Origin of the sequence: Microcystis sp. 0824 (assembly GCF_003112475.1) — a bacterium.
Taxonomy (GTDB): domain Bacteria; phylum Cyanobacteriota; class Cyanobacteriia; order Cyanobacteriales; family Microcystaceae; genus Microcystis; species Microcystis aeruginosa_C.
This window is the reverse complement of record NZ_BDSM01000025.1, coordinates 40,336-61,810: the sequence shown is the minus strand read 5'-3', so window position 1 is coordinate 61,810 and position 21,475 is coordinate 40,336. Positions and strand designations below refer to the sequence as shown.

The 21,475-nt window shown below is 42.0% G+C and carries 14 protein-coding genes, 2 tRNA genes and 1 pseudogene; 6 read left to right on the top strand and 11 right to left on the bottom strand.

Going from position 1 to position 21,475, the window contains the following annotated elements; all coding sequences use genetic code 11:
- Positions 1-117 precede the first annotated feature (117 nt).
- Positions 118-1,614: pseudogene (locus N0824_RS10005) on the top strand (IS5 family transposase).
- A 53-nt stretch (positions 1,615-1,667) separates the two neighbouring features.
- Here N0824_RS10005 and N0824_RS10000 read toward each other — a convergent pair.
- On the bottom strand, positions 1,668-2,726 hold the full coding sequence (locus N0824_RS10000; RefSeq protein ID WP_108936651.1) for a TrkA family potassium uptake protein: 1,059 nt from the start codon (positions 2,724-2,726) through the stop codon (positions 1,668-1,670).
- Between the two features lie 126 nt (positions 2,727-2,852).
- Between N0824_RS10000 and N0824_RS09995 the strand changes: the two genes are divergently transcribed.
- The 4 genes from N0824_RS09995 to N0824_RS09985 all read left to right on the top strand — a co-directional run bounded on the left by N0824_RS09995 (position 2,853) and on the right by N0824_RS09985 (position 8,643).
- Positions 2,853-4,136: an aspartate aminotransferase family protein gene (locus tag N0824_RS09995; RefSeq protein WP_108936650.1), complete on the top strand. Its 1,284-nt coding sequence runs from the start codon at positions 2,853-2,855 to the stop codon at positions 4,134-4,136.
- 140 nt (positions 4,137-4,276) lie between these two features.
- The gene (locus N0824_RS09990; RefSeq protein ID WP_108936649.1) at positions 4,277-6,412 is read left to right on the top strand and encodes a hypothetical protein; all 2,136 of its coding nucleotides are present in this window, start codon (positions 4,277-4,279) and stop codon (positions 6,410-6,412) included.
- A 336-nt stretch (positions 6,413-6,748) separates the two neighbouring features.
- A complete protein-coding gene (locus N0824_RS21595; RefSeq protein ID WP_255420525.1) occupies positions 6,749-6,874 on the top strand; it encodes a hypothetical protein in 126 nt (41 codons plus the stop codon).
- Entirely contained in the window at positions 6,868-8,643 is a 1,776-nt protein-coding gene (locus N0824_RS09985; protein ID WP_108936648.1) for a hypothetical protein, read from the top strand. Before N0824_RS21595 ends, N0824_RS09985 begins: the two co-directional genes overlap by 7 nt.
- A 349-nt stretch (positions 8,644-8,992) precedes the next feature.
- On the opposite strand, the gene N0824_RS09980 is transcribed toward N0824_RS09985, so the two are convergent.
- From N0824_RS09980 to N0824_RS09970, 3 genes are all read right to left on the bottom strand, one after another.
- On the bottom strand, positions 8,993-10,915 hold the full coding sequence (locus N0824_RS09980; protein ID WP_108936647.1) for a S9 family peptidase: 1,923 nt from the start codon (positions 10,913-10,915) through the stop codon (positions 8,993-8,995).
- A 131-nt stretch (positions 10,916-11,046) separates the two neighbouring features.
- A tRNA-Pro gene (locus tag N0824_RS09975) sits at positions 11,047-11,120 on the bottom strand.
- 92 nt (positions 11,121-11,212) lie between these two features.
- Positions 11,213-12,418, bottom strand: coding sequence for an FAD-dependent hydroxylase (locus N0824_RS09970; protein WP_108936646.1), 1,206 nt, complete (start codon positions 12,416-12,418; stop codon positions 11,213-11,215).
- A gap of 207 nt (positions 12,419-12,625) precedes the next feature.
- On the opposite strand from N0824_RS09970, the gene N0824_RS09965 reads away from it, so the two are divergent.
- Positions 12,626-13,468, top strand: a complete 843-nt coding sequence (locus N0824_RS09965) for a methyltransferase domain-containing protein (protein WP_108936645.1) — start codon at positions 12,626-12,628, stop codon at positions 13,466-13,468.
- 125 nt (positions 13,469-13,593) lie between these two features.
- Here N0824_RS09965 and brnA read toward each other — a convergent pair whose 3' ends face one another.
- From brnA to N0824_RS09930, 7 genes are all read right to left on the bottom strand, one after another.
- A complete protein-coding gene (brnA, locus tag N0824_RS09960) occupies positions 13,594-13,818 on the bottom strand; it encodes a type II toxin-antitoxin system BrnA family antitoxin (protein WP_002759052.1) in 225 nt (74 codons plus the stop codon).
- A complete protein-coding gene (locus N0824_RS09955; RefSeq protein ID WP_002759054.1) occupies positions 13,808-14,077 on the bottom strand; it encodes a BrnT family toxin in 270 nt (89 codons plus the stop codon). Before N0824_RS09955 ends, brnA begins: the two co-directional genes overlap by 11 nt.
- A 295-nt stretch (positions 14,078-14,372) precedes the next feature.
- Positions 14,373-14,446 (bottom strand) — tRNA-Met (locus N0824_RS09950).
- 91 nt (positions 14,447-14,537) lie between these two features.
- Positions 14,538-16,364, bottom strand: a complete 1,827-nt coding sequence (locus N0824_RS09945) for a peptidoglycan DD-metalloendopeptidase family protein (protein ID WP_108936644.1) — start codon at positions 16,362-16,364, stop codon at positions 14,538-14,540.
- 432 nt (positions 16,365-16,796) lie between these two features.
- Positions 16,797-17,024, bottom strand: coding sequence for a type II toxin-antitoxin system HicA family toxin (locus N0824_RS09940; protein WP_108936643.1), 228 nt, complete (start codon positions 17,022-17,024; stop codon positions 16,797-16,799).
- Positions 17,017-17,226, bottom strand: coding sequence for a type II toxin-antitoxin system HicB family antitoxin (locus N0824_RS09935; RefSeq protein WP_108936642.1), 210 nt, complete (start codon positions 17,224-17,226; stop codon positions 17,017-17,019). The genes N0824_RS09940 and N0824_RS09935 overlap by 8 nt, the downstream gene beginning before the upstream one ends.
- Before the next feature lie 400 nt (positions 17,227-17,626).
- Positions 17,627-21,073: a type ISP restriction/modification enzyme gene (locus tag N0824_RS09930; protein WP_108936641.1), complete on the bottom strand. Its 3,447-nt coding sequence runs from the start codon at positions 21,071-21,073 to the stop codon at positions 17,627-17,629.
- Between the last annotated feature and the right edge of the window lie 402 nt (positions 21,074-21,475).

The following is a 21,475-nucleotide window of genomic DNA, read 5'->3' as shown; positions in this document are numbered from 1 at the left end:
CAGGAAAGGGCTTTTAGCTTGATTGAGAGCTTCCCAAATGCACTTAAATCTGCTAGAATCGCTCAAAACCCTTGCATCACTCTTGCATCACCCTTGCATCTTCTCTAATTAGTGCTAATGTACCGTAAAAGCGAGTTACCCTCAACCCCACCAGAAAACTTCGAGCTGCCCTTTGAGGGGAAATTATTCCAAGATAATCGTTGGGTAATTATGGCCAACCTCATTCCCTGGTCAGAATTTGAAGCGGAATACGCATCACTTTTTTCAGAAGAAATGGGCGCACCCGCCAAAACATTTAGGATAGCAATGTCCGCATTAATTATTAAAGAAAAATTAGGAACAAGCGATAGAGAAACGGTAGAACAAATCAAGGAAAATCCTTATTTACAATACTTCTTGGGGTTTTCATCCTACAGCAATAAACCCCGGTTTGAAGCGTCAATGTTGGTTCACTTTCGAGAAAGAATCACTCGGGAACTAATTAATAAAGTGAATCGCTTTATGGTCAAAAATCCGAGGGAAATAAAAGAAGAAGAAAACACCACAAAAAAGTTAGAAAGTGAAACCCAAAGTCAACCCGAAAATCGAGGTAAATTAATTTTAGATGCCAGTTGTGCGCCCGCAGATATTAGTTATCCTACGGATTTAAACCTGTTAAATCAAGTAAGAAAACAAACCGAAAAAATTATTGATATTCTCTAGGAAACTTTAAAAGGAAAACTTGTTCAAAAACCGAGAACCTATCTTCTCCTAGCCAGAAAAAGTTATTTAGAAGTAGCAAAAAAAAGAAAACCTACCGTCAAACAAAGACGAAAAGCTCTGAAAAGACAACTGCAATATCTAAAAAGAAATCTCGACCATATTGAACAACTTTTAGCAGAAGGAGCCTCGCTACAAAGCTTGAAAAAAAGAGACTATAAGCTGTTATTAGTAGTCACAGAAGTTTATCGCCAACAACTCTGGATGTACCAAAATAACAAACAGAGTATTGAAGACAGAATTGTCAGCTTAACTCAACCCCATATCCGTCCGATAGTCAGAGGAAAAGCTGGAAAACCCGTAGAATTTGGGGCAAAATTCTCAGCAAGCTGTATAGATGGTTACATATTTTTAGACCGGATTAGTTGGGATAACTTTAATGAATCGGGAGATTTAAAAGCACAAATAGAAGCTTATTATGACTATACAGGATACTATCGAGAATCAGTTCATGTGGACAAAATTTATCGAACCAGAGAAAACCGAGCTTGGTGTAAAGAAAGGGGAATCAGAATCAGTGGTCCCCCATTAGGAAGACCAGCCAAAAATGTTAGTAAAGAACAAAAGAAACAAGCTACTGATGATGAGAGGATTCGGAATTGTATAGAGGGCAAATTTGGACAGGGGAAAAGAAGATTTAGCTTAGGTAAAGTGATGGCTAAACTTCCTCATACTTCCTTTTCAGCGATTGCTATTACTTTTTTAGTCATGAATCTTTCTAACCTGTTGAGGCAGGTTTTTTGGGCTTTTTTATGTCTGAAATGGAAAAACAGCACTTTTTCTCGGTCAATGATTAGGATAAGTTATGACTTAAAAATTAATCAACAACTAAAGCTTATGCTTGTAGCTAAGTGAAATCATTGATTAAGAGACCTGTACTTTTCAATGACTTTTTCAGCAAGCCCTAACTAATGCTTCGGTAAACGTAAACCATCCGATCGCATGGGGATTAAAATCTGAGTTAAACTGCGTAATTGTTCGGCCGTTCCCATACAAATCAATAAATCCCCGGCCATTAATTCGGTATCGCCAGTGGGTCCCCCGATTAGCGTACCATCAGCGCGACGTATAGCCAAAACTAACGCCCCCGATCGAGATCTTAAATGTGCTTGACTAAGACTTAAACCGACACAGGGACAAGTCCTCGGATCGATTAAAAATTCCTCCATATAAAACGATCGATCGGTTCCGGTTAAAATGCCATCTACAAAATCCATCACCTGGGGTCGTAGGGCCGCAGCCGCCAATCTTCTACTGCCGGTAATATAGGGAGATACCACCGCATCGGCCCCGGCCCGTTGTAATTTTTGTACTGCTTCCTCGGTACTGGCTCTAGCAATGGCGCGGATTTTCGGATTAAGAGTTTTAGCAGACAAAACTGTATATAAATTCTCCGCATCGGAAGTTAAAGCGGCCACAATACAAATAGCGCGTTCGATTCCTGCCATTTGTAAAGATTTATCTAAGGTGGCATCTCCTTGAACAACAATATAATTTAATTCTTTGGCCCGATTTACCTGTAGGGGGTCTGTATCAATGACTACAAAAGGAATATTTTCGGCGTGAAATTCGATCGCTACCTGTCTGCCTGTGCGACCCAAACCACAGATGATATAGTGTTCTGATAGTCGATCAATCAAGCGTTTCTCCTGTCTCTGTTTGAGTCCCTCTTGAAAATAGCCTTGAATTAAAGCTTCGGTCAAGCGATTAACAATATAACCGATGCTGACTACTCCCATGATAATCAAAACCATTGTAAACAGTCGTCCCCGTTCACCTAGGGGATTAATTTCGCCAAAACCGACGGTAGCGAGGGTACTAATCGTCATATAGGCCGAATCTAGCCAACTCCAACCCTCGATCAGATGATACCAAAGCGTACCCAGCAAAAATACCACGATCAGGGCAAAAATTCCCCCGATTAATTCCTGACGCAGACGACGATATTTATCTTCACTGATAGACAAGCAAAATTCACCCCTAGGACTGTCTAGTAACTTACAATGAAATCAGTTTTTAATCTAAATAACCCGTCCTTCTCAGACGGATTTGATTATAATTTCCCCTATGTCTAATCGCGCAGGAGTTCCCCAGTGAGTCCAGAAACCCTTTTAGAACCAACCCTAGTTGATCCCACTTCCAATTTAAACCCGAATCAACCCTTCGATCCAGATAGTTTTAACAGCTATGTGATGAATACTTATGGTCGTTTTCCCATTGCGATTGCCAAGGGGTTGGGGTGTCGACTCTGGGATACTTCCGGTAAACAATACCTTGATTTTGTCGCGGGAATTGCCACCTGTACCCTCGGTCACGCGCACCCTGCTTTAATTGAAGTGGTTAGCCAGCAAATCCAAAAACTCCATCATGTCTCGAATTTATACTATATTCCCGAACAAGGGGAACTAGCTAAATGGATTGTCGATCATTCCTGCGCTGATAAAGTCTTTTTCTGTAATTCCGGTGCGGAAGCGAACGAAGCGGCAATTAAATTAGTGCGGAAATATGCCCATACGGTGCTAGATTTCCTCGAACAGCCGGTTATTTTAACCGCTCACGCTAGTTTCCACGGTCGCACTTTAGCTACCATCACCGCAACCGGTCAACCGAAGTACCAAAAAGACTTTGAACCCCTGATGCCGGGGTTTGCCTATATTCCCTATAATGATATCGAAGCGGTGGAAAATGCGATCGCTGATCTCGATGAGGGTAATCGTCGTGTGGCTGCGATTATGTTGGAACCCTTGCAGGGTGAAGGGGGAGTTCGTCCAGGGGATATCGAATATTTCCAACGTTTACGGCAAATTTGCGACGAAAATAACATTTTGCTTGTCTTTGATGAGGTACAGGTGGGAGTCGGAAGAACTGGCAAACTCTGGGGTTATGAGAATTTAGGAGTGGAACCGGATATTTTCACTTCTGCTAAGGGTTTAGCGGGTGGTATTCCCATCGGTGCGATGATGTGCAGAAAATTCTGTGATGTGTTTGAACCGGGTAGTCATGCGAGTACCTTTGGAGGTAATCCTTTCGCTTGTGCCTCAGCTTTAACAGTATTACAAACCATTGAACGGGATCACATTCTCGAAAATGTCCAGCAGCGAGGGGAACAATTACGCAGCCGTTTAGGGGTGATTGCTTCTCAATATCCCCATCTATTTGTCGATGTGCGCGGTTGGGGTTTAATTAATGGTATGGAAATTAATTCAGAAAGTGAGTTAGTTTCATCTACTATTGTTAATGCAGCCTTGGCCGAGGGTTTATTAATTGCTCCCGCAGGTCCGAAGGTTCTCCGTTTTGTACCGCCTTTAATTGTCTCGGAAACAGAAGTAGATGAGGCTATGGATAAGCTAGAAGCAGCCATCGCTAAAGTGGTTTAATTTCAGTTATCAGTTATCAGTTATCAGATGTAAGTTTTAAGTTGACAGTTTCCAGTTATGAGTCAATTCTTTTTGAGCTTTACCCCCCTAACTGTCACTTTTTCACTGATTACTGGTTACTGTTTACTGATAACTGATTTATGTGGCATCCTGACGCTTATCAAGCTTTAATTGCCGAGAATTATCCCCAAGTTGCGGCAATCTACGAGGAACTAATCGATAACAATCCCGAAAATATTTCTGACTATTGGTACTTGGGAGTTGCCTATCTTCTGCAAAATTTAGAAGCAGAGGCACAGGTGATGTGGCCAAATGTTTTAAGAGGAGGTAATCCGGAAGAAGTTAAGCAATGGCAAGCAGAATTAGAAGCAGTTTTAGACGCAGAAGCGCGACGACAACAAAGAAAAGGTGATCTGGCAGCTGTAGAATATTTTCGCTATCATCTACAGGAAATTGTTCCCAAGTCAATTAATAATTTATTAGCTTTATTTGACTTGGCTTTAGATTTAGAAATATTCGCTCCAGGAGAACTACTTAATTATCCTATTCAAGAGAATCTCAGATATAATCCTGATCGAGAATTGCTTTTAAATGTAGTTCTCAAAAGTCTTTTATATCCCCATGAATTAACTTTAGACTTAGCTCAAGCAAGTTTACCTTACCTAGGGGAATTAGCTGATAGTTTTATCCCGCAAGCTTTTCAGATATCAGCACGAGTCACCAACGAGCAACAAAGTCCCGCTTTTGGAGTAGAAATTATTAAACTTTGTCTGCAATTAAGACCAAATGATCTGAGTCTTTTGGAACAGTTAGTTAACCTCTATATTTTAGCCGAAGACTTTGATAATTCTTTGATAACTGCCTATCAGTTGCGAGAAATTTGTCTAACTCCAACCCTAAAGTTATACAGTAATTATCTAATTTTGTTAATACTTTTGCGCTGGGGAGTTTGGCAAGAAATTGATCATATTTATCAAGAATATCAGAATTTATTACAGGAATTAACCCGTCGGAAAAATCTTACTCTAGAACCGATTATTAAAACTAGCTTTCTCAATGTTTCTAGTCCCCTACCCTACCTAGGCGATCGAGCCTTAGCCAATCGACAATTAACCAATCGCATCGCCGAAATTTTCCTTAATAATAATAGTTTAAAAACTCCTTTGGTTACGAGCAAAAAAGCTCCAGAAAAACTAACGATTGGTTATCTTGCTAGTACCTTAAAACATCATTCTGTCGGTTGGTTAAGTCGTTGGTTAATTCACCATCATGATCGAGACAAATTTCAAATAGCCATCTATACTATTAACCAAGAAGAAGATGAAATTACCCGTCAATGGTTCCGGGATAGCCGAGATATTATCCGTCATTTTCCCTACGCTCAAAATCCCCTAGAAGTTGCCCAACAAATTCAACAGGATCGGATAGATATTTTGGTAGATTTAGACAGTTTAACCCATAATCTTACCAATCAGATCATGGCACTGAAACCCGCAGCAAAACAAGTGACTTGGTTAGGTTGGGATGCTTCTGGATTAGCAACTATTGATTACTATATCGCCGATCCCTACGTTTTACCCCAGCAAGCGGAGGAATATTATCGAGAAAAAATCTATCGTTTACCAGAGACATATTTAGCAGTGGATGGTTTTGAAATCGGCACTACTAATCTCCGTCGAGAAGATTTAGAAATTCCCCCCGATGCTACCATCTATTTTTCCGTACAAAGTGGTATGAAACGTCATCCTGATACTATTAAACTTCAGATGAAAATTCTCGCACAAGTGCCTAATAGTTATTTTTTGATTAAGGGAGTCGGTCAGACTGAAAAAATTCAAGAATTATTTACTGAAATAGCGATTCGTGAGGGAGTTAATCCCCAAAGATTGCGATTTTTACCGAGAGATATAGATGAATATACCCATCGCGCTAATTTACAGATTGCCGATGTGGTATTAGATACCTATCCCTACAATGGCGCTACCACCACCTTAGAAGTTTTATGGCAAGGAATCCCTTTAGTTACATTGGTAGGAGAACAATTTTCCGCCCGCAATAGTTATACTTTTATGATTAATGCTGGTATTGAAGCCAGAATTGGCTGGAATGAGGTAGAATATATCCACTGGGGAGTAAAATTAGGACTCGATCGCTCCTTTCGTCAAGACATCAGCCATCAACTGTTAGCAAATCGTGACACAGCCCCCCTCTGGCAAGGGAAAAAATTCGCTGAAAATATGGAAAATGCCTATTTAAAAATCTGGGAGGGAAATTGATAATGAGAAAGTTATCCGCAATCAATAAAGTATCGAATCTGGGTAAGAAAAATTCAGCGTCGGGGAGTTTAAAAAGATTAGAGGATTTAATAGAACTCTTGCCAATTAATTAGGGTTTGCTGAAAAAGTTTGTCGGTGGGGTTAGGAGTCAGTCGTCGGGAGTCAAATGAAAGTGCAAGGATTTTGAGTCCCTCAGATCGATTTATCAACGTTTATTTCTGGGACTTTTTTGGCTAAAAAATTACCAAAAATGCTTTCTAGTAATGCTTCCAGTAATATTCAGCAAACCCTAATTACTCACTTGTAGAAATGAGATGGTCCCTCTGAACAAGCTTGATGAATTACGAAGTTATCATTCCTAAGCCTGTGCAGAAGCAGTTAAAAATCTTTCCCAATGATGTGCAAAATCGTCTAAAAGAAAAATCCTTGTATATTGATCCCCAAAAGGTGAAAAAATGGTAAATAACCAAATTGATTTACGGTGGTGGCTACTGAGCAACTTGGCAAATGTTGAATCTTTGCCAATTATCTACAGAATATCGGTAATAGTCACTTTTATTATCTTCATTTTTTGCGCTTTTTCTCCTCTTATATTCCCGAGAACTCCCACGGGTAAGATACAGAAATTTTTATTGTCAAATCTAATATTTATTATCTCCTTAGTGACTTTTATTTTAGCAGCACGCTGGCCAGGTTTCTTGCCACCAATGCTAAATCCCGATGAGGCGCAGTTTACCGCAGGTGCGATGAAACTGTTGAAAGAGCCAGTTTTCTGGCGTGCGGTAGATACAGGTTCATCTGGACCTCTGAATGTCTATCCTCTAACTCTACCAGCTTTTTTCGGGTTCAGAATTGAATATGCTAGTAGTCGTGTAATCGGCTTAATCATGATAATTGCTGCTATTGTTTGTCTTTATTATGCCTTATCCACTCTCTACGATAAGAGCCTTTCTCGCCTAGCAATAGTTACCGTGGTTACAACTGTCGCCTTCATGACATTTTTCGACTATGTGCATTATACAAGTGAACATTTTTCGGTGGCAATATTAAGTGTGGCTTTGTTAATCGTTTGTAAATATTATGCTGGTAATTCATCTAATCCTAATCGCCTGATATTTGCCTTGGGTTTTATACTAGGACTTACTCCCTTTGCCAAAATGCAGTCAGTTCCTATAGCTTTCTCAATTGCTTGTATATTTTTGCACATCCTCTGGCTAAAAAGTAGAGCGAGAGGTCAATTCATCCGGAGTCTTGCTGCTTTCTTTCTTGGGGGGATGTTGTTCTCGGCTTTAGTCATACTATATCTAACAATTTTCTCAATATATGATGCTTTCTGGAAATCTTACATACAACAGAATTTATTGATTTATTCTACAGATGGTTTGGGAGGAAACGTAAACCAACTAAGCTTTTCCGTAAAAATTAACATATTTCTTTGGATGTTAAGAGTAGTGCCAGATACACATATATTGTTTTTATTAACAGCAATTGTCTTGATATTCGGAGTACCATTTCTGATATTAAAGCGTGTTTCCTTAAGCCAAAATCAAGAAAAGTCCCAGACATTTTGCTTTGTCTATTACAGTTTATTTATTTGGGCAGCATCGAGTTATTCAATTATTAGACCGGGGAACGGGTTTACTCATTATTTGCTGTTTCTAATCATACCTAGTGGATTTCTCATCGGCGTTTTTATAGGTGAACTGGCACAAGTATTACAGGTGTCGCAATTAACTCTTTCAAACTTCAAGTTATCTCTTTTAACAGGTGTCATTTTTATTACAGTTGCTAGTAGTTTTTTACAATTTGCCACAACGATAACATCAGATAATTTTTACCTCGATAATCGCCGAATATTTGCTATAAATTATCTTAGTCCGATTGCAAAAACTATTCTAAAGTATGCTTCTCCTGGTGAATCTATGGCTGTCTGGGGATGGGCATCAGAGCTATATGTTGACACGGGTTTGGTACCGGCGATAAGAGATAGTGTTTCTGTTTGGCAAATCAAACTAGGTTCACTGCAAGAATATTTTCTGCAAAGATACGCGGAAGATATTATTAATTCTAATGCTAAGTTATTTGTTGATGCTGTAGCTCCAAGAATGTTTTTCTTTACCAATAGAGAAACTCAGGGACACGAAGTTTTTCCAGAAATTGCTAGGGTTATCAATGAAAATTATCGGCTAGTTGATGAAGTTCAAGGAGTTCGTATTTACATTAAAAAATAATCCTACGCTGCCTTACCTTTTGTTCTTGGTCAAGCAACCACTGGCAACCTAGAAAAGGGTAAGCTTATCTCAAACGCTGTTGACAATCGGCCAATTTTATGAGCCGATTGCTGTGTAGTCATTTCAAATGATACCAGTCAATCAGAATAGTTACGAACTCGACCTATTTGCTCGATTTCTCCTCAAAGATGTCTGAATCGTGGGTAGGCGACTAAGAAAAACATGGGGTAATTAAAATCATTTCTATTCGGGTAAGTTTCTTAACTAGAAAGACTTTTAGTCTTTAGATAATATTAGGTCTAGATTTGCTGTTCACCGATTACTGACCTAGGAAATTAACTTGGCACGATTACTTAATTTCTACAGGTTCTAAATTGTCGGCAGCAGTAAAACCAAAGAGACGGGAATAAAAATAAAATTCTGCATCTAATGCTCGTTTTATCGATTCAGCTTGACGAAATCCGTGTTGTTCTCCCGCAAAGGGAACGTAAGCAACGGGTAAACCTTTCGCTTTTAAAGCTTCTACCATCATTTCTGCTTGATTGGGTGGAACTACCCGATCTTCTAAACCTTGGAAAAAGATCACCGGACAGGATAACTGAGCGGTAAAATGAATAGGCGATCGCTGATAGTAAATTTCCTTTTCTTGAGGATAACGTCCCACCAATTTATCTAAATATCTCGACTCGAATTTATGGGTATCGGTGGCTAAAACCTCTAAATCACTAACTCCGTAATAACTAGCTCCTGCTTTAAAAGTATCATGAAAAGTTAGGGCTGCTAAAGTTGTATAACCACCGGCGCTGCCTCCAGAAATTGCCAATCTTTCCCCATCGACTAATCCCTGATTAACCAAATATTTTGCCCCGTTGATGCAGTCTTCCACATCGACAATTCCCCAATTTCCCTGCAAACGTTGACGATATTGACGACCATAACCCGTACTACCACCATAATTGACATCTAGATAGCCAAAGCCGCGACTGGTCCAGTATTGCACCCGCAGACTTAAACTAGAGGTAGCTGCAGCCGTCGGTCCACCGTGACTTTTGACTAACAGGGGCGGTAATTCGCCATTGGGGGCGGTATAATCGGGGTTTTTGGGGGGATAATACCAAGCATAGGCAGTTAGTCCCTGACTGGTGGGAAAAGCGAGCATTTCCGGAATCGAGAAATAATCGCTAGAAATAGTTAAATTACTGGAAGATTTGAGAATTTCTCTCGTTCCTGTGGCTAAATCCAGTGAGATAACTGCTGTTACTTCCGTGAAAGAACCGCCAATAAAAACTATTTTGTTATCGCTAACTTGTAGGGAAGAAATGTTAGTATCATCAGTGATAATTTCTTGGAATTCTCGATTAACAGTATCGATACTTCCTAAATACCAACGACCATCTTTTGTATAGCTACAAATAATCTTTGATTCCCCAGCAAAGCCATAGTTAGATAAACCAAAAACCCAATGAGGATAGGCAAATTCAGCCTCTATTGGTTCGAGAACTGGTTCGATTTGTTCATCGTGGTTAAAGCAATAAAAGTTCCAGAAATTATTGCGATCGCTGGTAAAATATAACTGTTCATCGACAGACCAGCGCGGTTCACACACCGACTCATTTTCACCACCAGCAATGACCCGAATATTACTCAAATAAAGATTATTAATATCTGCTACCGAGAGAAAAGAACTATCCCAGGGCATATTAGGATGATTCCAACTAATCCAAGCTAATCGAGAACCATCGGCACTTAAGCGAGGAGAGGTATAAAAATCATCGCCAGATACTAAAGTTTTTATTTCTCCCGTATCCACATCGATGCTGACAATACTATTAACTGGTTCCCGATCTTTTTGGCTATGATCTTCACAAACACAGATTAAGCGATTGCCAAATTTATCGAGAATTAAATCCGCATAACGACAGGAATTTTCTGGGGTCAGAGGTTGGGGTAAACTATCAGCAGTTTGGCGATAAATTCTTTGGTCAGCAAAATTACAAAAATAGATAATTCCCGCAACAATTAGATAGGAACCTCCCCCGTATTCATGGACACGAGTTCGCACATTAAAAGGCCCTGGAGTGATGTCTGTAGTTGTGCCGTCGGGGTTTAATTTAACTAAAACATTTCGCCCCTTTTCCTGTGGTCTGCCTTCTAACCAATAAATATCTTCTCCATCTAGAGTTACACCGCCAAGACTAATCGATGCTGCCACAATTAGATCGGAGGTAATCGGTGATTTCCAGGAACCGTAAGCTGATATTTGATGAGACATTTTCTCCTAGAGTAGTGATCTTAATGGTGAACTAACTGGATAAGAAACGCTGATAAATTAAGAAAATTCCGAGTAAACAGAACAAAGTAGGGATTGGGTGCATCCCTACCTAACTCTCTGTTTTCCTGCAATCGGAGCGGCGGGATTCGAACCCACGACCCCTACTACCCCAAAGTAGTGCGCTACCAAGCTGCGCTACGCCCCGATATTGAACCTTAACTATCATAGCGATAATCGCGGCATTTTGCAAGCTTTTTTTTTCTTCCTTTCTTCCCCATTCCCAGAATTAGCGGCCAGCTATCTAGCTAATTGGGGAATACGTCCTTTTAATCCCGTCATTAATTGCAGGGCAAACAATTTCAACGGGGGGAAACCGCGCATCATTGCCAATCCGAGACGACGGATGACAACGATAGGCGGCCAGTTATTGGAGAACAGGCGATCTAGAAAATCTGTGAAGCCTAAAATCGCTAAATTCTCGGATCTACGCCATTTTTCGTAGGATTTTAGGGTAGAAAGCGCTCCTATATCCTCTTGCTTTTCTACTGCTTCCTTTAATACCTGCGCTAAAGCGGCTGCGTCGCGAATGCCTAAATTTAAACCTTGACCACCGACGGGATGACAACAGTGGGCGGCATCACCAATTAAAGCCAGTCGGGGTTTAACATAGGTATCACTCTGCATTAACTGTACGGGAAAGAGAGCGCGGGAGCTAACTAATTCTAGTTTTCCCAGTAATCCCCCCGTATATGCTTCTAATTTGTCAAGAAATTCCCCTTCGGGCATTTCTTGCAGTTTTTTCGCTTCCCCATGGGGATTTGTCCAAACGATCTGACAGCGATTACCCTGGAGCGGTAAAATACCCATCGGACCGGTGGGCCAAAATCTTTCAAAGGCGGTATCGTTGCGATCGAGTTGATGTTTAATGGTGAAAGCGACACAGGATTGCCAATATTTCCAACCTTTGGTTTTAATTTGCGCCCCTTGCCGGATAGCGGATCTGGCCCCATCGGCCCCGATGACTAATTTTGTGGTGATTTTTCGGGTTTGACCGGCTTCTTCCAGGGTGACAGTGGCTGTTTCTGCTCCGTACTCCACTTCTAACACTTTAGCCGGGGATAACCAGTCAATGCGATCGCAATCTTGGCTGGCCTTGTGCAGGGCGGTTAAAATCACTTGATGTTCGCCCACATAGCCCAAATAATCGGTTTTTAGCTCATCGACCACAAAGGGGACAAAAATCGGGTAATCGGCATCAGAAAGGCGAATATGACGAAATTTACCGATACTGGGCGAGATTTTATCCCAGATACCCAAGCCTGTAAAAATTCGGCTGGACATCAGCGAGAGGGCATAAGCTTGACGACGGGAGGCGGCCACCTCTAGGGGACGTTCCTCGATCATAGCGATATTTAATCCTGTATTTTTTAAAGCCACCGCTAGGGTGGTCCCGACTATACCGCCCCCGACAATGATTAAATCGTAGCTGTCCCGTCCTAACATATAAATATTTTTCTCAAAGATCATCAGTGACTACACTGATCTATTCTGACACGATTTTCGGGGTTGCTATCGGGTTTGATTCTCTTCACCCCACCTAGCCATTGATAGACTTGAAAGGGTTTTGTCCTTTGCCGAGAGTTTCGGGTTAGGGTTAGGTAAGTGTTTCGGCTCTCTGGCAAGAGTGCCTCTCTTAACTAGGAAATCACCATGGAACTTTATCAACGAATAGCCGATTTTTATGACTCCTCTAGTGGACTGTGGGAAAGGATTTGGGGCGAACATATGCACCATGGTTACTACGGTCGCGGCGGCAAGATTAAACTCGATCGCCGTCAGGCACAAATTGATTTAATAGAAGAATTATTAACTTGGGGTGGTGTCACCGGTGCTAATCAGATTCTCGATGTGGGTTGTGGTATTGGTGGCAGTAGCCTTTATCTGGCCGAAAAATTTCACAGCCAAGCGGTGGGGATTACCCTTTCCCCGGTACAAGCCGCTAGAGCCAGCCAAAGGGCGCAAGAGTTCAATTTAGAGGAACAAGTCAGTTTTTGTGTGGCTGATGCCCTAAAAACCACCTTTCCTGAGGATAATTTTGATCTGGTCTGGTCATTGGAAAGTGGCGAACATATGCCCGATAAAAGGCAATTTCTGCGGGAATGTTATCGGGTTTTGCAGCCCGGGGGGACTTTTTTGATGGCTACTTGGTGTCATCGTCCCACCACTTCCCTCGCCGGTAATTTAACGGAAGGGGAGATTAAACTATTAAACGAGATTTATCAGGTTTATTGTCTGCCCTATGTGATTTCTTTGCCAGAATACGCCGATATTGCCCGTGAAGTTGGCTTTCAAGACCTAAAAACCGATGATTGGTCCCTATCGGTGGCGGCTTTTTGGGATGTGGTGATTGATTCGGCCCTCAGCACAGATGCGATCGCTGGTCTGTTAGCAAGCGGTTATACTACTATCCAAGGGGCCTTATCTTTAGGGTTAATGCGGCGCGGTTACGAGTCGGGTTTAATTCGTTTTGGTTTACTGCAAGGGAAAAAATAATCAGCTTGGCGATGATTACAGTGCAGCGATTGATAATTAGGCGTTGTCAGATCAGAATAGGAAAGATGCAATGCAATCCTTGCTATCAAAGTAATTTGAGTTTCGGTGCTGATTCGGATCATCTTTCAATTTGACAACGCCAATTTTTCCCCAATCCAGTCTTTGACAATAGCTTGTAACGGTAAATCACGACGCTGACTTTCTTGCTCAAGAGCCTCTACCATCCATGAGGGAAACTCAAACGCAATTGTTTGTTCCTCGGAATTAGAACGTTTAATTTTGGTTAAATCCAAGTATTCGATGATATTTTCTCCATCATCAAATTTGCGGTCAAAATCTTCAGCTTTCATAAATTTCTACCTCTTCAGGTCTAGAGCGTCGGACTGAAATAATACGGATTTTGGTTTGACGATAGGTAACTACGGCTGACCAATGCTTACCTGCTATTATACCAATAACAACAAATCGTGGTTCATTTTCTGTTCGGGCTGGAATTTCGACTTTTTGGGAATCTAACCATAATACTTGAGCTTCAACAAAATCTAGACCATGTTTATTTTTGTTAGCTTGGCTTTTATTAGGATCAAATTCAAATTCCGGTTTTTTCATTCTCTCGGCTTCGTTTCCGTGGCTGCATCTCAATTTGGTCGAAATATCTATAGGACATTTTGGGCGCACGCAGTTCGATAAACTCACTGACCCCTAGGCAATCCTACCATAATATTATGGTAGTGACTGTATCGGCAAAAGCTATAGTACAATTGAGCTAATAAATTTTGGAATTTCCTTGCTGCTGTTATCAGTAAAAAGTTATCAGGTAGAACCTGAAGGGAGCGTCCCCAAATAAAAGGGAAGGAGATATCACCTGACTATAATCTTGCTGGTTTTCTTGGATCTTGTCCAATGGCTCAGGGCAGATTTGAACTGCCGACCTTGGGCTTATGAGTCCCCTGCTCTGACCAACTGAGCTACTAAGCCGTTCTTTACACAGCTATCAATCATAACACACAGTCACCCAATTGCACAAGAGCAAAAAAGGGAAGATTTTTTCTTCCCTTTGCGGGCATCTTTAACGTCTGCCTGGCAGGAAAGCCATGGGATTAACTGCGCCCTGGCCGGAGGGGTGAACCTCAAAATGTAGGTGAGGGCCGGTGCTAAAACCGGTGCTACCCATCTGGGCGATTGGCTCGCCTTGCTCAACAGTTTGGCCGCGACGCACCAACAGACGGCTGTTATGGGCATAGAGAGTGACGCTACCATCGGGGTGACGCAGTTTCACCAGATTGCCATAACCGCCAGAATTCCAGCCAGAGGAGATTACTTCACCGGCAGCCGCCGCCACAACTGGTGTACCCACTGGACCAGCGATATCGATGCCGCGATGAGGTCTGCCCCAGCGCCAACCGAAACCGGAGGTTAACACCCCCCTGGTGGGCCAGATAAAGCCGGTAAAAATAGGGGCGGGATTAGGTAAATGCTCATCAGGATTAGCGAGGGGAGGAAGGGAAGGTTCTACGGTTTCGCCGACGGGAATTCGTAGGCGGTCATTATATTCTTCCACATTGGTAGGAGCCGAACCGATAATCTGTGGGGGGGTGCTTTGGTTAGAACGAGAACGAAGGGCGGCCCATTGGGGATTAGGGGTTATTTGCCGATCATCGACGGTTTCTGCGGGATTATCGACGGGAATAGCGATACTTTTCTGGGTTTCCGAAAGGTTAGTTTCCCGCAGATTAGCCACCTCTTGGCGCAATCTTTCCCGATAGCTGCCGGTGATATTTTCGGGGAATTCTTCCGTCTCCGTGGTGGCGGTGGCGGCGGGCAAATTTTGTCGATTGCTGGGGTCAAAGGACAATCTCTGGCGATCACCGACCAAGGGAGTAAGATTTTGATTAACTCTAGCGTTAGCAGAGCGGTCGGGAATCACTAGGGTTTGATTAACTTTAATCCGGTTGGGGTTGTCAATGCCGTTTTCCCTGGCTAATTCGGCGGGGGTGATGCCGAGAGCGCGAGCGATGGTGTTTAAGGTATCCCCGGGCCGAACCCGATAAACTTGGTTTTCTGGGGGAACTATGACCCTAGGATTGGGAATGGCGGGAATTTCAGTCACAGGAGCCGGATTTCGTAGGGCGACCCTGGGAATTTCCGGTCTGCTGGTTAAGGGAGGATTAAGGGGAATTGTGGCTATCGGGCGATCGCTTTCAGGAGTGGGAACGGGAATCGGGATCACCTGGCCGGTTGGTCGGGGGGATTCTTCGGGAGCAATAACGGGAATCTCGACGCTAGTTGGCGAATTATCGGGAACGAGAGCGGTAGTTTCGGTAACGATTACCGTTTCCCCAGAATCGGACTGATGGGGGGTTTCCTCGGTCTGTAAGGCGGCCAAACTTTCTTGGAGACGTTGACGGGTTTGACGGAGACTAGCAGAGGAACTATCCAACTGCTCAGGAGTTGCTGCCGGGGCTGCCGGGGGCAACTGCTCAGGAGTGGGAATTTTTAAGGTTTGTCCGATAATCAGATCGGAATGGGGGGAGAGATTATTGCTGTTAGCGATCGCTATAGGGGTGGTTTGATAGGTGTCGGCCAAACTCCACAGGGATTCTCCCGGTTTTACCTGATGCTCAACTACTGATGTGGCGATGAATTTGACAGTAGCAAGTGCTTGGGATTGGATTATCTGCGGTTCTTTGAGTTTTTTACCCGCATCCTTGGCTTTTTGGGACAGGTCGATCACTTCCCATGCCAAGGGTAGAGAATTGGCGGCCTGGGCTGATTCTGAGGTGGAGTTGAGAATGCTAGGTACTCCCAGGGAGAGTGCTAATCCCAGTAGAGCAACTGAGTAACGGACTCGGTTAGACTCAGCGGTGCAATTCTGTTCTGGGGTAGCGGATGTCATGGTGTTGTGGATAAAAGTCTCTTTCAAACAGACCTCCTGTGGTGTAAAGAGTTAGCTAGAGCCAGTGGATTAAGCCGATGATTCTAGCTTTCAGCATTAGCCTTGAGGCTAGAGTAGAAGCTAGGCAACTCTCTTTTTAGTCAAAATACCTAAAGGTGACTTTTAGGAGAGATTAACTTAGATTTTGAAATCATGCAAGTCTCCCTCTGACCATTAGCGCCGGGATCACGGCAAGTTGGTGACATTTTGAATGTCTAGATAGACGATGCTCTATCTCAGTTGTTCCAAGCTGATCAGCATTTTTCGTCCTGCCAATTTTTGCCAGTTTTTTGATAGAAAATTTTTATCTGTTTTGCCGTTTAGAAAGAAATTATTGATGATTCGCCGCTCGCAAGGGGCAATGATGGCTATTCAGCAAACCCTAATTAGACCTCACAGACTCTCAATGAAATCTTCCACTGTCACTTGCGCTTGTTTCAGAATGCCGCTCAACGTACCAACCTTCAACTCTCGATGGAGAGGCACAACACAACCGATATCGCCTTCTTCGGTCTCTTTCTTGAGGACAACATGACTGCCAGCTTGACGAATTTGCTCGAACCCTAAACGTTCTAATCCCCGAATTGCCTCTGCGCTTGAGATTCGCGGCATTTTAGGCATAGCTGACCTCGATGCTAGTTACCAATCTAGGGGAGGTTTCAGATAGGGGAAATTCTTCTAAGTAGAGCCGTGTTGCTTCCCTCAAGCCTGCGATCGCCTGCTCGATCGTTTCCCCTTGATCAACTGTGCCAACCTCTGGACATTCAGCAATGTACATTTCATCTTCTTTATGAAGAATGACTGTGAAGCTACGACTCTTCATCCTATCCTCTCCTCAAAACTTTTTCTTGCAAGCATAACATCTTTCATAAGACCTCTTGCAAAAATCAAAGATCTTCCGTTAGGTGAGGAGTCATAAGACCTCTTGTAAAAATCAAAAATCGTTGTTAGGGTTAGGAGTCAGTAGCCAGTAGTCAGTAGTCAGGAGAATTAAGAATGAGCCTTAATCAATTAAATACTCTATTTAGGAATTTTAGGCAATTTAATCCTTATTTTTGCCGGTTTTAAACCCTCAAAAATTAGTTATGCAAGAACTCTATTTAATCAGCCAACCCTAATTAAGTAGCTGGTTATAATTAAATTAAAAATGGATTTTAGGTTCGATCCCCCCTTAATCCCCCCTTGATAAGGGGGGTATCTGACAATTTTTAACGCCTACCTAATTAAAAAGAATACACGGCTGTTTTGATATTTTGGTAGTTATCATCTAGGTCTGATTCTAGGAGAATAATCGCAGTAATTCTTCTAGTCATCTCGCTGACTTCCTGCACTTCTGCGATAGTTAATCCCCGTCCTAATAATTTTTCCTCGCGATAACTTAGCCATTTTTTAATGACTTGATAACCCCCGATGGTATATTCCCACACCCGGGCTGGTATATTTTGCCAATAGGCTCGATCGTTGAGATAAATATCATAGGTTTTGGTTCCTAATAATTTTCGCATTTCTGGGCTAATTACGCTCATTTCTGCGGTTGTATATTGTCTGGCGATCGCTTTTCCTTTACCCGGCATTGTCACGCCATTTTTCCCCCCGTGTCCCCAACCGAGGTTAATAATTAAATCCCCCTTATCTGGGTTTAAATTTCCCCCATCAGTGCAGGAAATCAAGGCGATTTTTTGCAGTGCAGGGGTCGGTTTTTTGGTGACTCCTATAACGGGGTTTTCTGTGTCTAAAAGAGAGGCGATCGCTTGTCCTAGTTGGGCAGATTTAATTAATAATTCTTGGCTATTGGGAAGGGGAATCCTTGGGAAGTCTTGACGAATACCGTCGGCATTTTCCCCAAGATACAAGGGAGAGTACCCAATCGCTAATGTGTGCAGCCAAATTAAGGAAGCATTCTCGATATTTTCATCAAGATTATTAATACCCAGTTGATTTAAGTATTGACGAGATTTTTCTGAAAGATTGGCTGTTAGAGTGGTGTCGATAAATTCTTGTGTATTGAATAATGAGGCTGTTTTATTTTCAGTTAATTTAGTCCTTAGACGGATAGGAAAACAGGAAGCATCAGGAGATAAGAGATGATCGTCAGATAATCCTATCGCAAAATAAAAGGGAGAACCTTCGTCCGTTTTTGCTGATTTAAAACGACTGATTAAAAATGAATTTCCTTCCCAACATTGTGACCATAAATCAGGTCTGGAACGATTCCATAAAGGACTAATCTTGCTGTAATAACACCATCTAACTTCAAAAGGTCGAAGTAAATAGCGTATAATGTTATTTTGTTGAAAACCTTCTGATTTTTGAACTTTTAAGCGTACTTTTTTGGCTTCAAATCCACTAGCATCTTCCGTTAATCCAGTTTTTAAGGTTTTAAGTTCTTCCCATGTTATCGAAGTATCATAATACATTTTAATTCTTTTTTCTAAACTTGATTTATCAATATCAATTAATGCTCCTCCCCTTTTTTCCATTAATCCATTGCTAGGTGGTTTTTTACATAAATCTGTTAACTTTGGCCATGCTAAATAGTGAGAAGAAACATCGGAGGTACGGAAAGAATAACGATTAGATTTTTCTGGGTTAGAGACTTGATAAAAAGCATCAAAATCTTGATTATTTAAACTATCTAATAACTGTTCTCGTTTAGCAACTCCCCAGAAATGGCGAAAATAGACATCAACATTTTTATTCCTTACTTCCTTTCTTACCATTAGTCCGATAGTTGTCCCGACTCGAATCCCTTCCTTATTGTATTGAGTAGAAAAAACACTAGGATCGGGATTACCTTCAGGGGTTAACTTTCCCGTTTCGCGACTATCACCATTGAGACAATCAAACCAAAGACGATCAAATTCTTGTAAAAATCTTTGCCGCATCACCACAAAAGAAGGATCACCGAGATAGGAAAAATTAGAAATATAACAAACAACCCCTTTGCCAGTATTTTCTGAAATACATCTTTCCGCTAAACGGAAAAAGCGCACATATAGCTCATCCAAATTAAACTTTTTAATCCCCCAATCGGAGATTAAACCCTGTTTATACAATTCCACTAAACCTGCTTCTTCTGCGGGACTGGTTCCAGCAAAAGCATTGTAGGGAGGATTACCGAGAATAACTAAAATCGGTTTACCGCGCTTAACTTCATCAGCTGCTTCTCGTTCCTTATTTAACTCTGGAAAACTCAATTGTAGCTGTTGAATTTTCTGTTTACTTTCCTCATCGGGAGGTTGCCAACCGGTTAAAGCATTAGTCAGATAAATCCCCACCCGTTCACTATCTTCTATTAAAGGTACACCCAAACTTTGCAGGAATAAACCTAATTGTAGATGAGCGACGACAAAAGGAGCGGTTAAAATCTCGAAACCGAAAATTCTTTCTATGGCTGCCTTTTTCACCAAAGCCATGGCTAAAGCACCCGCGCCATTTTCCTGTAAAGTATCGGTAATATAGCGCAAAACCTCGACTAAATAAGCACCGGTTCCACAGCAAGGATCGAGAATATAAACATCGGGATTAGCTAAACCGTCCTCGATATTTAATTCTTCTCGCAAAACTCGATCGACTCGCGCTACCATATAGCGAACAATTTCCGGAGGAGTGTACCAAACTCCCAATTCTTTGCGTAAATCGGGATCAAAAGCTTGCAAAAATGGTTCATAGAAATACTGCACCGCTTGTCCCTCATCGAATTGACGAAAAAACTCCTCTCGTCGCACTCGATTTAAAGCTGCACCGGTCCAGTTCAAAACTTCTACTAATCCCAAAGATTTTAACTTACTCGGTGCGGCGATCTGCTCAAATAGGATCGCTAACATGGGAACATGGAGATGGTGGGCTGCGGATTTCCAATCGAACTTATCCTCTTTATCCTCGCGATTGAGGTTTTGCTTGTGCCATAATACCCAAGCAGAAAATAAACCATAAAAGAGGGTTTGCACGAGGGTAGAACGAAAAAATTTATTCCCCTGTTCCCGTTCAAATTTGATACCTAGGGCATTTTCTAAAGCTTGACGAATATTGGCCAGAGCGGGAAGATCGGAATGATGTTCTAAGCGTGCTTTTGCGTCCCGCGCATAGGAAGCAAGAAACCAAGCAACATCGGCCGGTGAGGTGATAAAAGCCGCCTGTAAAAGCACTCTCTTTAGGTATTCTAAGAGGCTATCACCGTGTTCGGCGGCAAATTTGGATGGATTTGAGGTTTTTAGCCAAAACTCGGCTTCTGACGGGGCTAAACTATAGGCTTCTAATTCTACCGGTTGACCTTGGCTATTGCGACCGATGAGCAGAAAATCGCGATAATTGCTGACTAATACTTGACCGTATTTTTGCCAGTATTTTTGTACTTGTTCGCTGGCGGCGATTTTTTTGATATCTTCTTTGGTTCCCTTAATCTCGATCGCGCCTCTTTCGGGAAAAATCGCCGTAAAAGGTTCTAATTCTTGATTTTTCGGGAATTGATCGACGTTAAAAAGTCCCCCGTCCGGCAATCCCGCACCCTGATTTCTGAGGTTGATAATGCAGCGCACTCGCGGTTTTAGGGTTTTACCGATTTCGTTGAGGAGAGTTTCGAGAGTGCCGTAGTAGGAGGTTTCTTTTACTGCTGCTTGGGAGGAGTGGATTTCTTGCAGGTTGCGAAAATAATTGACGAGGGGATTCATGAGACCTCTTGTGAAAACTAAAAATTGTTGTTAGGGTTAGGAGTCGGTCGTCAGGATAATTAGGAATGAATAATAATTAACTAAGTAGTCTATTTACATATTTTATGCTATTTAATCCTTATTTGGGCTGTTTTTGAACCCTCAAAGGCTCTTGTCTGAGTGCATGGGGTCTGTGCTAACCAAGAAGTTAATTTTGTCCTACTACTGCTTGTTCTAAGGCTCTGCCTTGGAACATAATATATAAGTGGGGTTTCCCCATCACTATAAGCTGTTTTATTTGAGCTTGATAGCCCACCTCAACCTGATGGAGGTACAATTAATAGATCTCTGGTAAAAGTCCTAAATCCCTCAATCCAAAATCCAAAATTAGAAATCTTCAATTTCTCTGATTTATGCAAGAGG

Excerpts from the sequence above, each read along its gene's own strand:
- N0824_RS09990 (WP_108936649.1), top strand. The coding sequence starts at position 4,277 with ATGTGGCATCCTGACGCTTATCAAGCTTTAATTGCCGAGAATTATCCC.
- N0824_RS21595 (WP_255420525.1), top strand. The coding sequence starts at position 6,749 with ATGAATTACGAAGTTATCATTCCTAAGCCTGTGCAGAAGCAGTTAAAA.
- N0824_RS09985 (WP_108936648.1), top strand. The coding sequence starts at position 6,868 with ATGGTAAATAACCAAATTGATTTACGGTGGTGGCTACTGAGCAACTTG.
- N0824_RS09980 (WP_108936647.1), bottom strand. The coding sequence starts at position 10,915 with ATGTCTCATCAAATATCAGCTTACGGTTCCTGGAAATCACCGATTACC.
- N0824_RS09970 (WP_108936646.1), bottom strand. The coding sequence starts at position 12,418 with ATGTTAGGACGGGACAGCTACGATTTAATCATTGTCGGGGGCGGTATA.
- N0824_RS09965 (WP_108936645.1), top strand. The coding sequence starts at position 12,626 with ATGGAACTTTATCAACGAATAGCCGATTTTTATGACTCCTCTAGTGGA.
- brnA (WP_002759052.1), bottom strand. The coding sequence starts at position 13,818 with ATGAAAGCTGAAGATTTTGACCGCAAATTTGATGATGGAGAAAATATC.
- N0824_RS09955 (WP_002759054.1), bottom strand. The coding sequence starts at position 14,077 with ATGAAAAAACCGGAATTTGAATTTGATCCTAATAAAAGCCAAGCTAAC.
- N0824_RS09945 (WP_108936644.1), bottom strand. The coding sequence starts at position 16,364 with ATGACATCCGCTACCCCAGAACAGAATTGCACCGCTGAGTCTAACCGA.
- N0824_RS09940 (WP_108936643.1), bottom strand. The coding sequence starts at position 17,024 with ATGCCTAAAATGCCGCGAATCTCAAGCGCAGAGGCAATTCGGGGATTA.
- N0824_RS09935 (WP_108936642.1), bottom strand. The coding sequence starts at position 17,226 with ATGAAGAGTCGTAGCTTCACAGTCATTCTTCATAAAGAAGATGAAATG.
- N0824_RS09930 (WP_108936641.1), bottom strand. The coding sequence starts at position 21,073 with ATGAATCCCCTCGTCAATTATTTTCGCAACCTGCAAGAAATCCACTCC.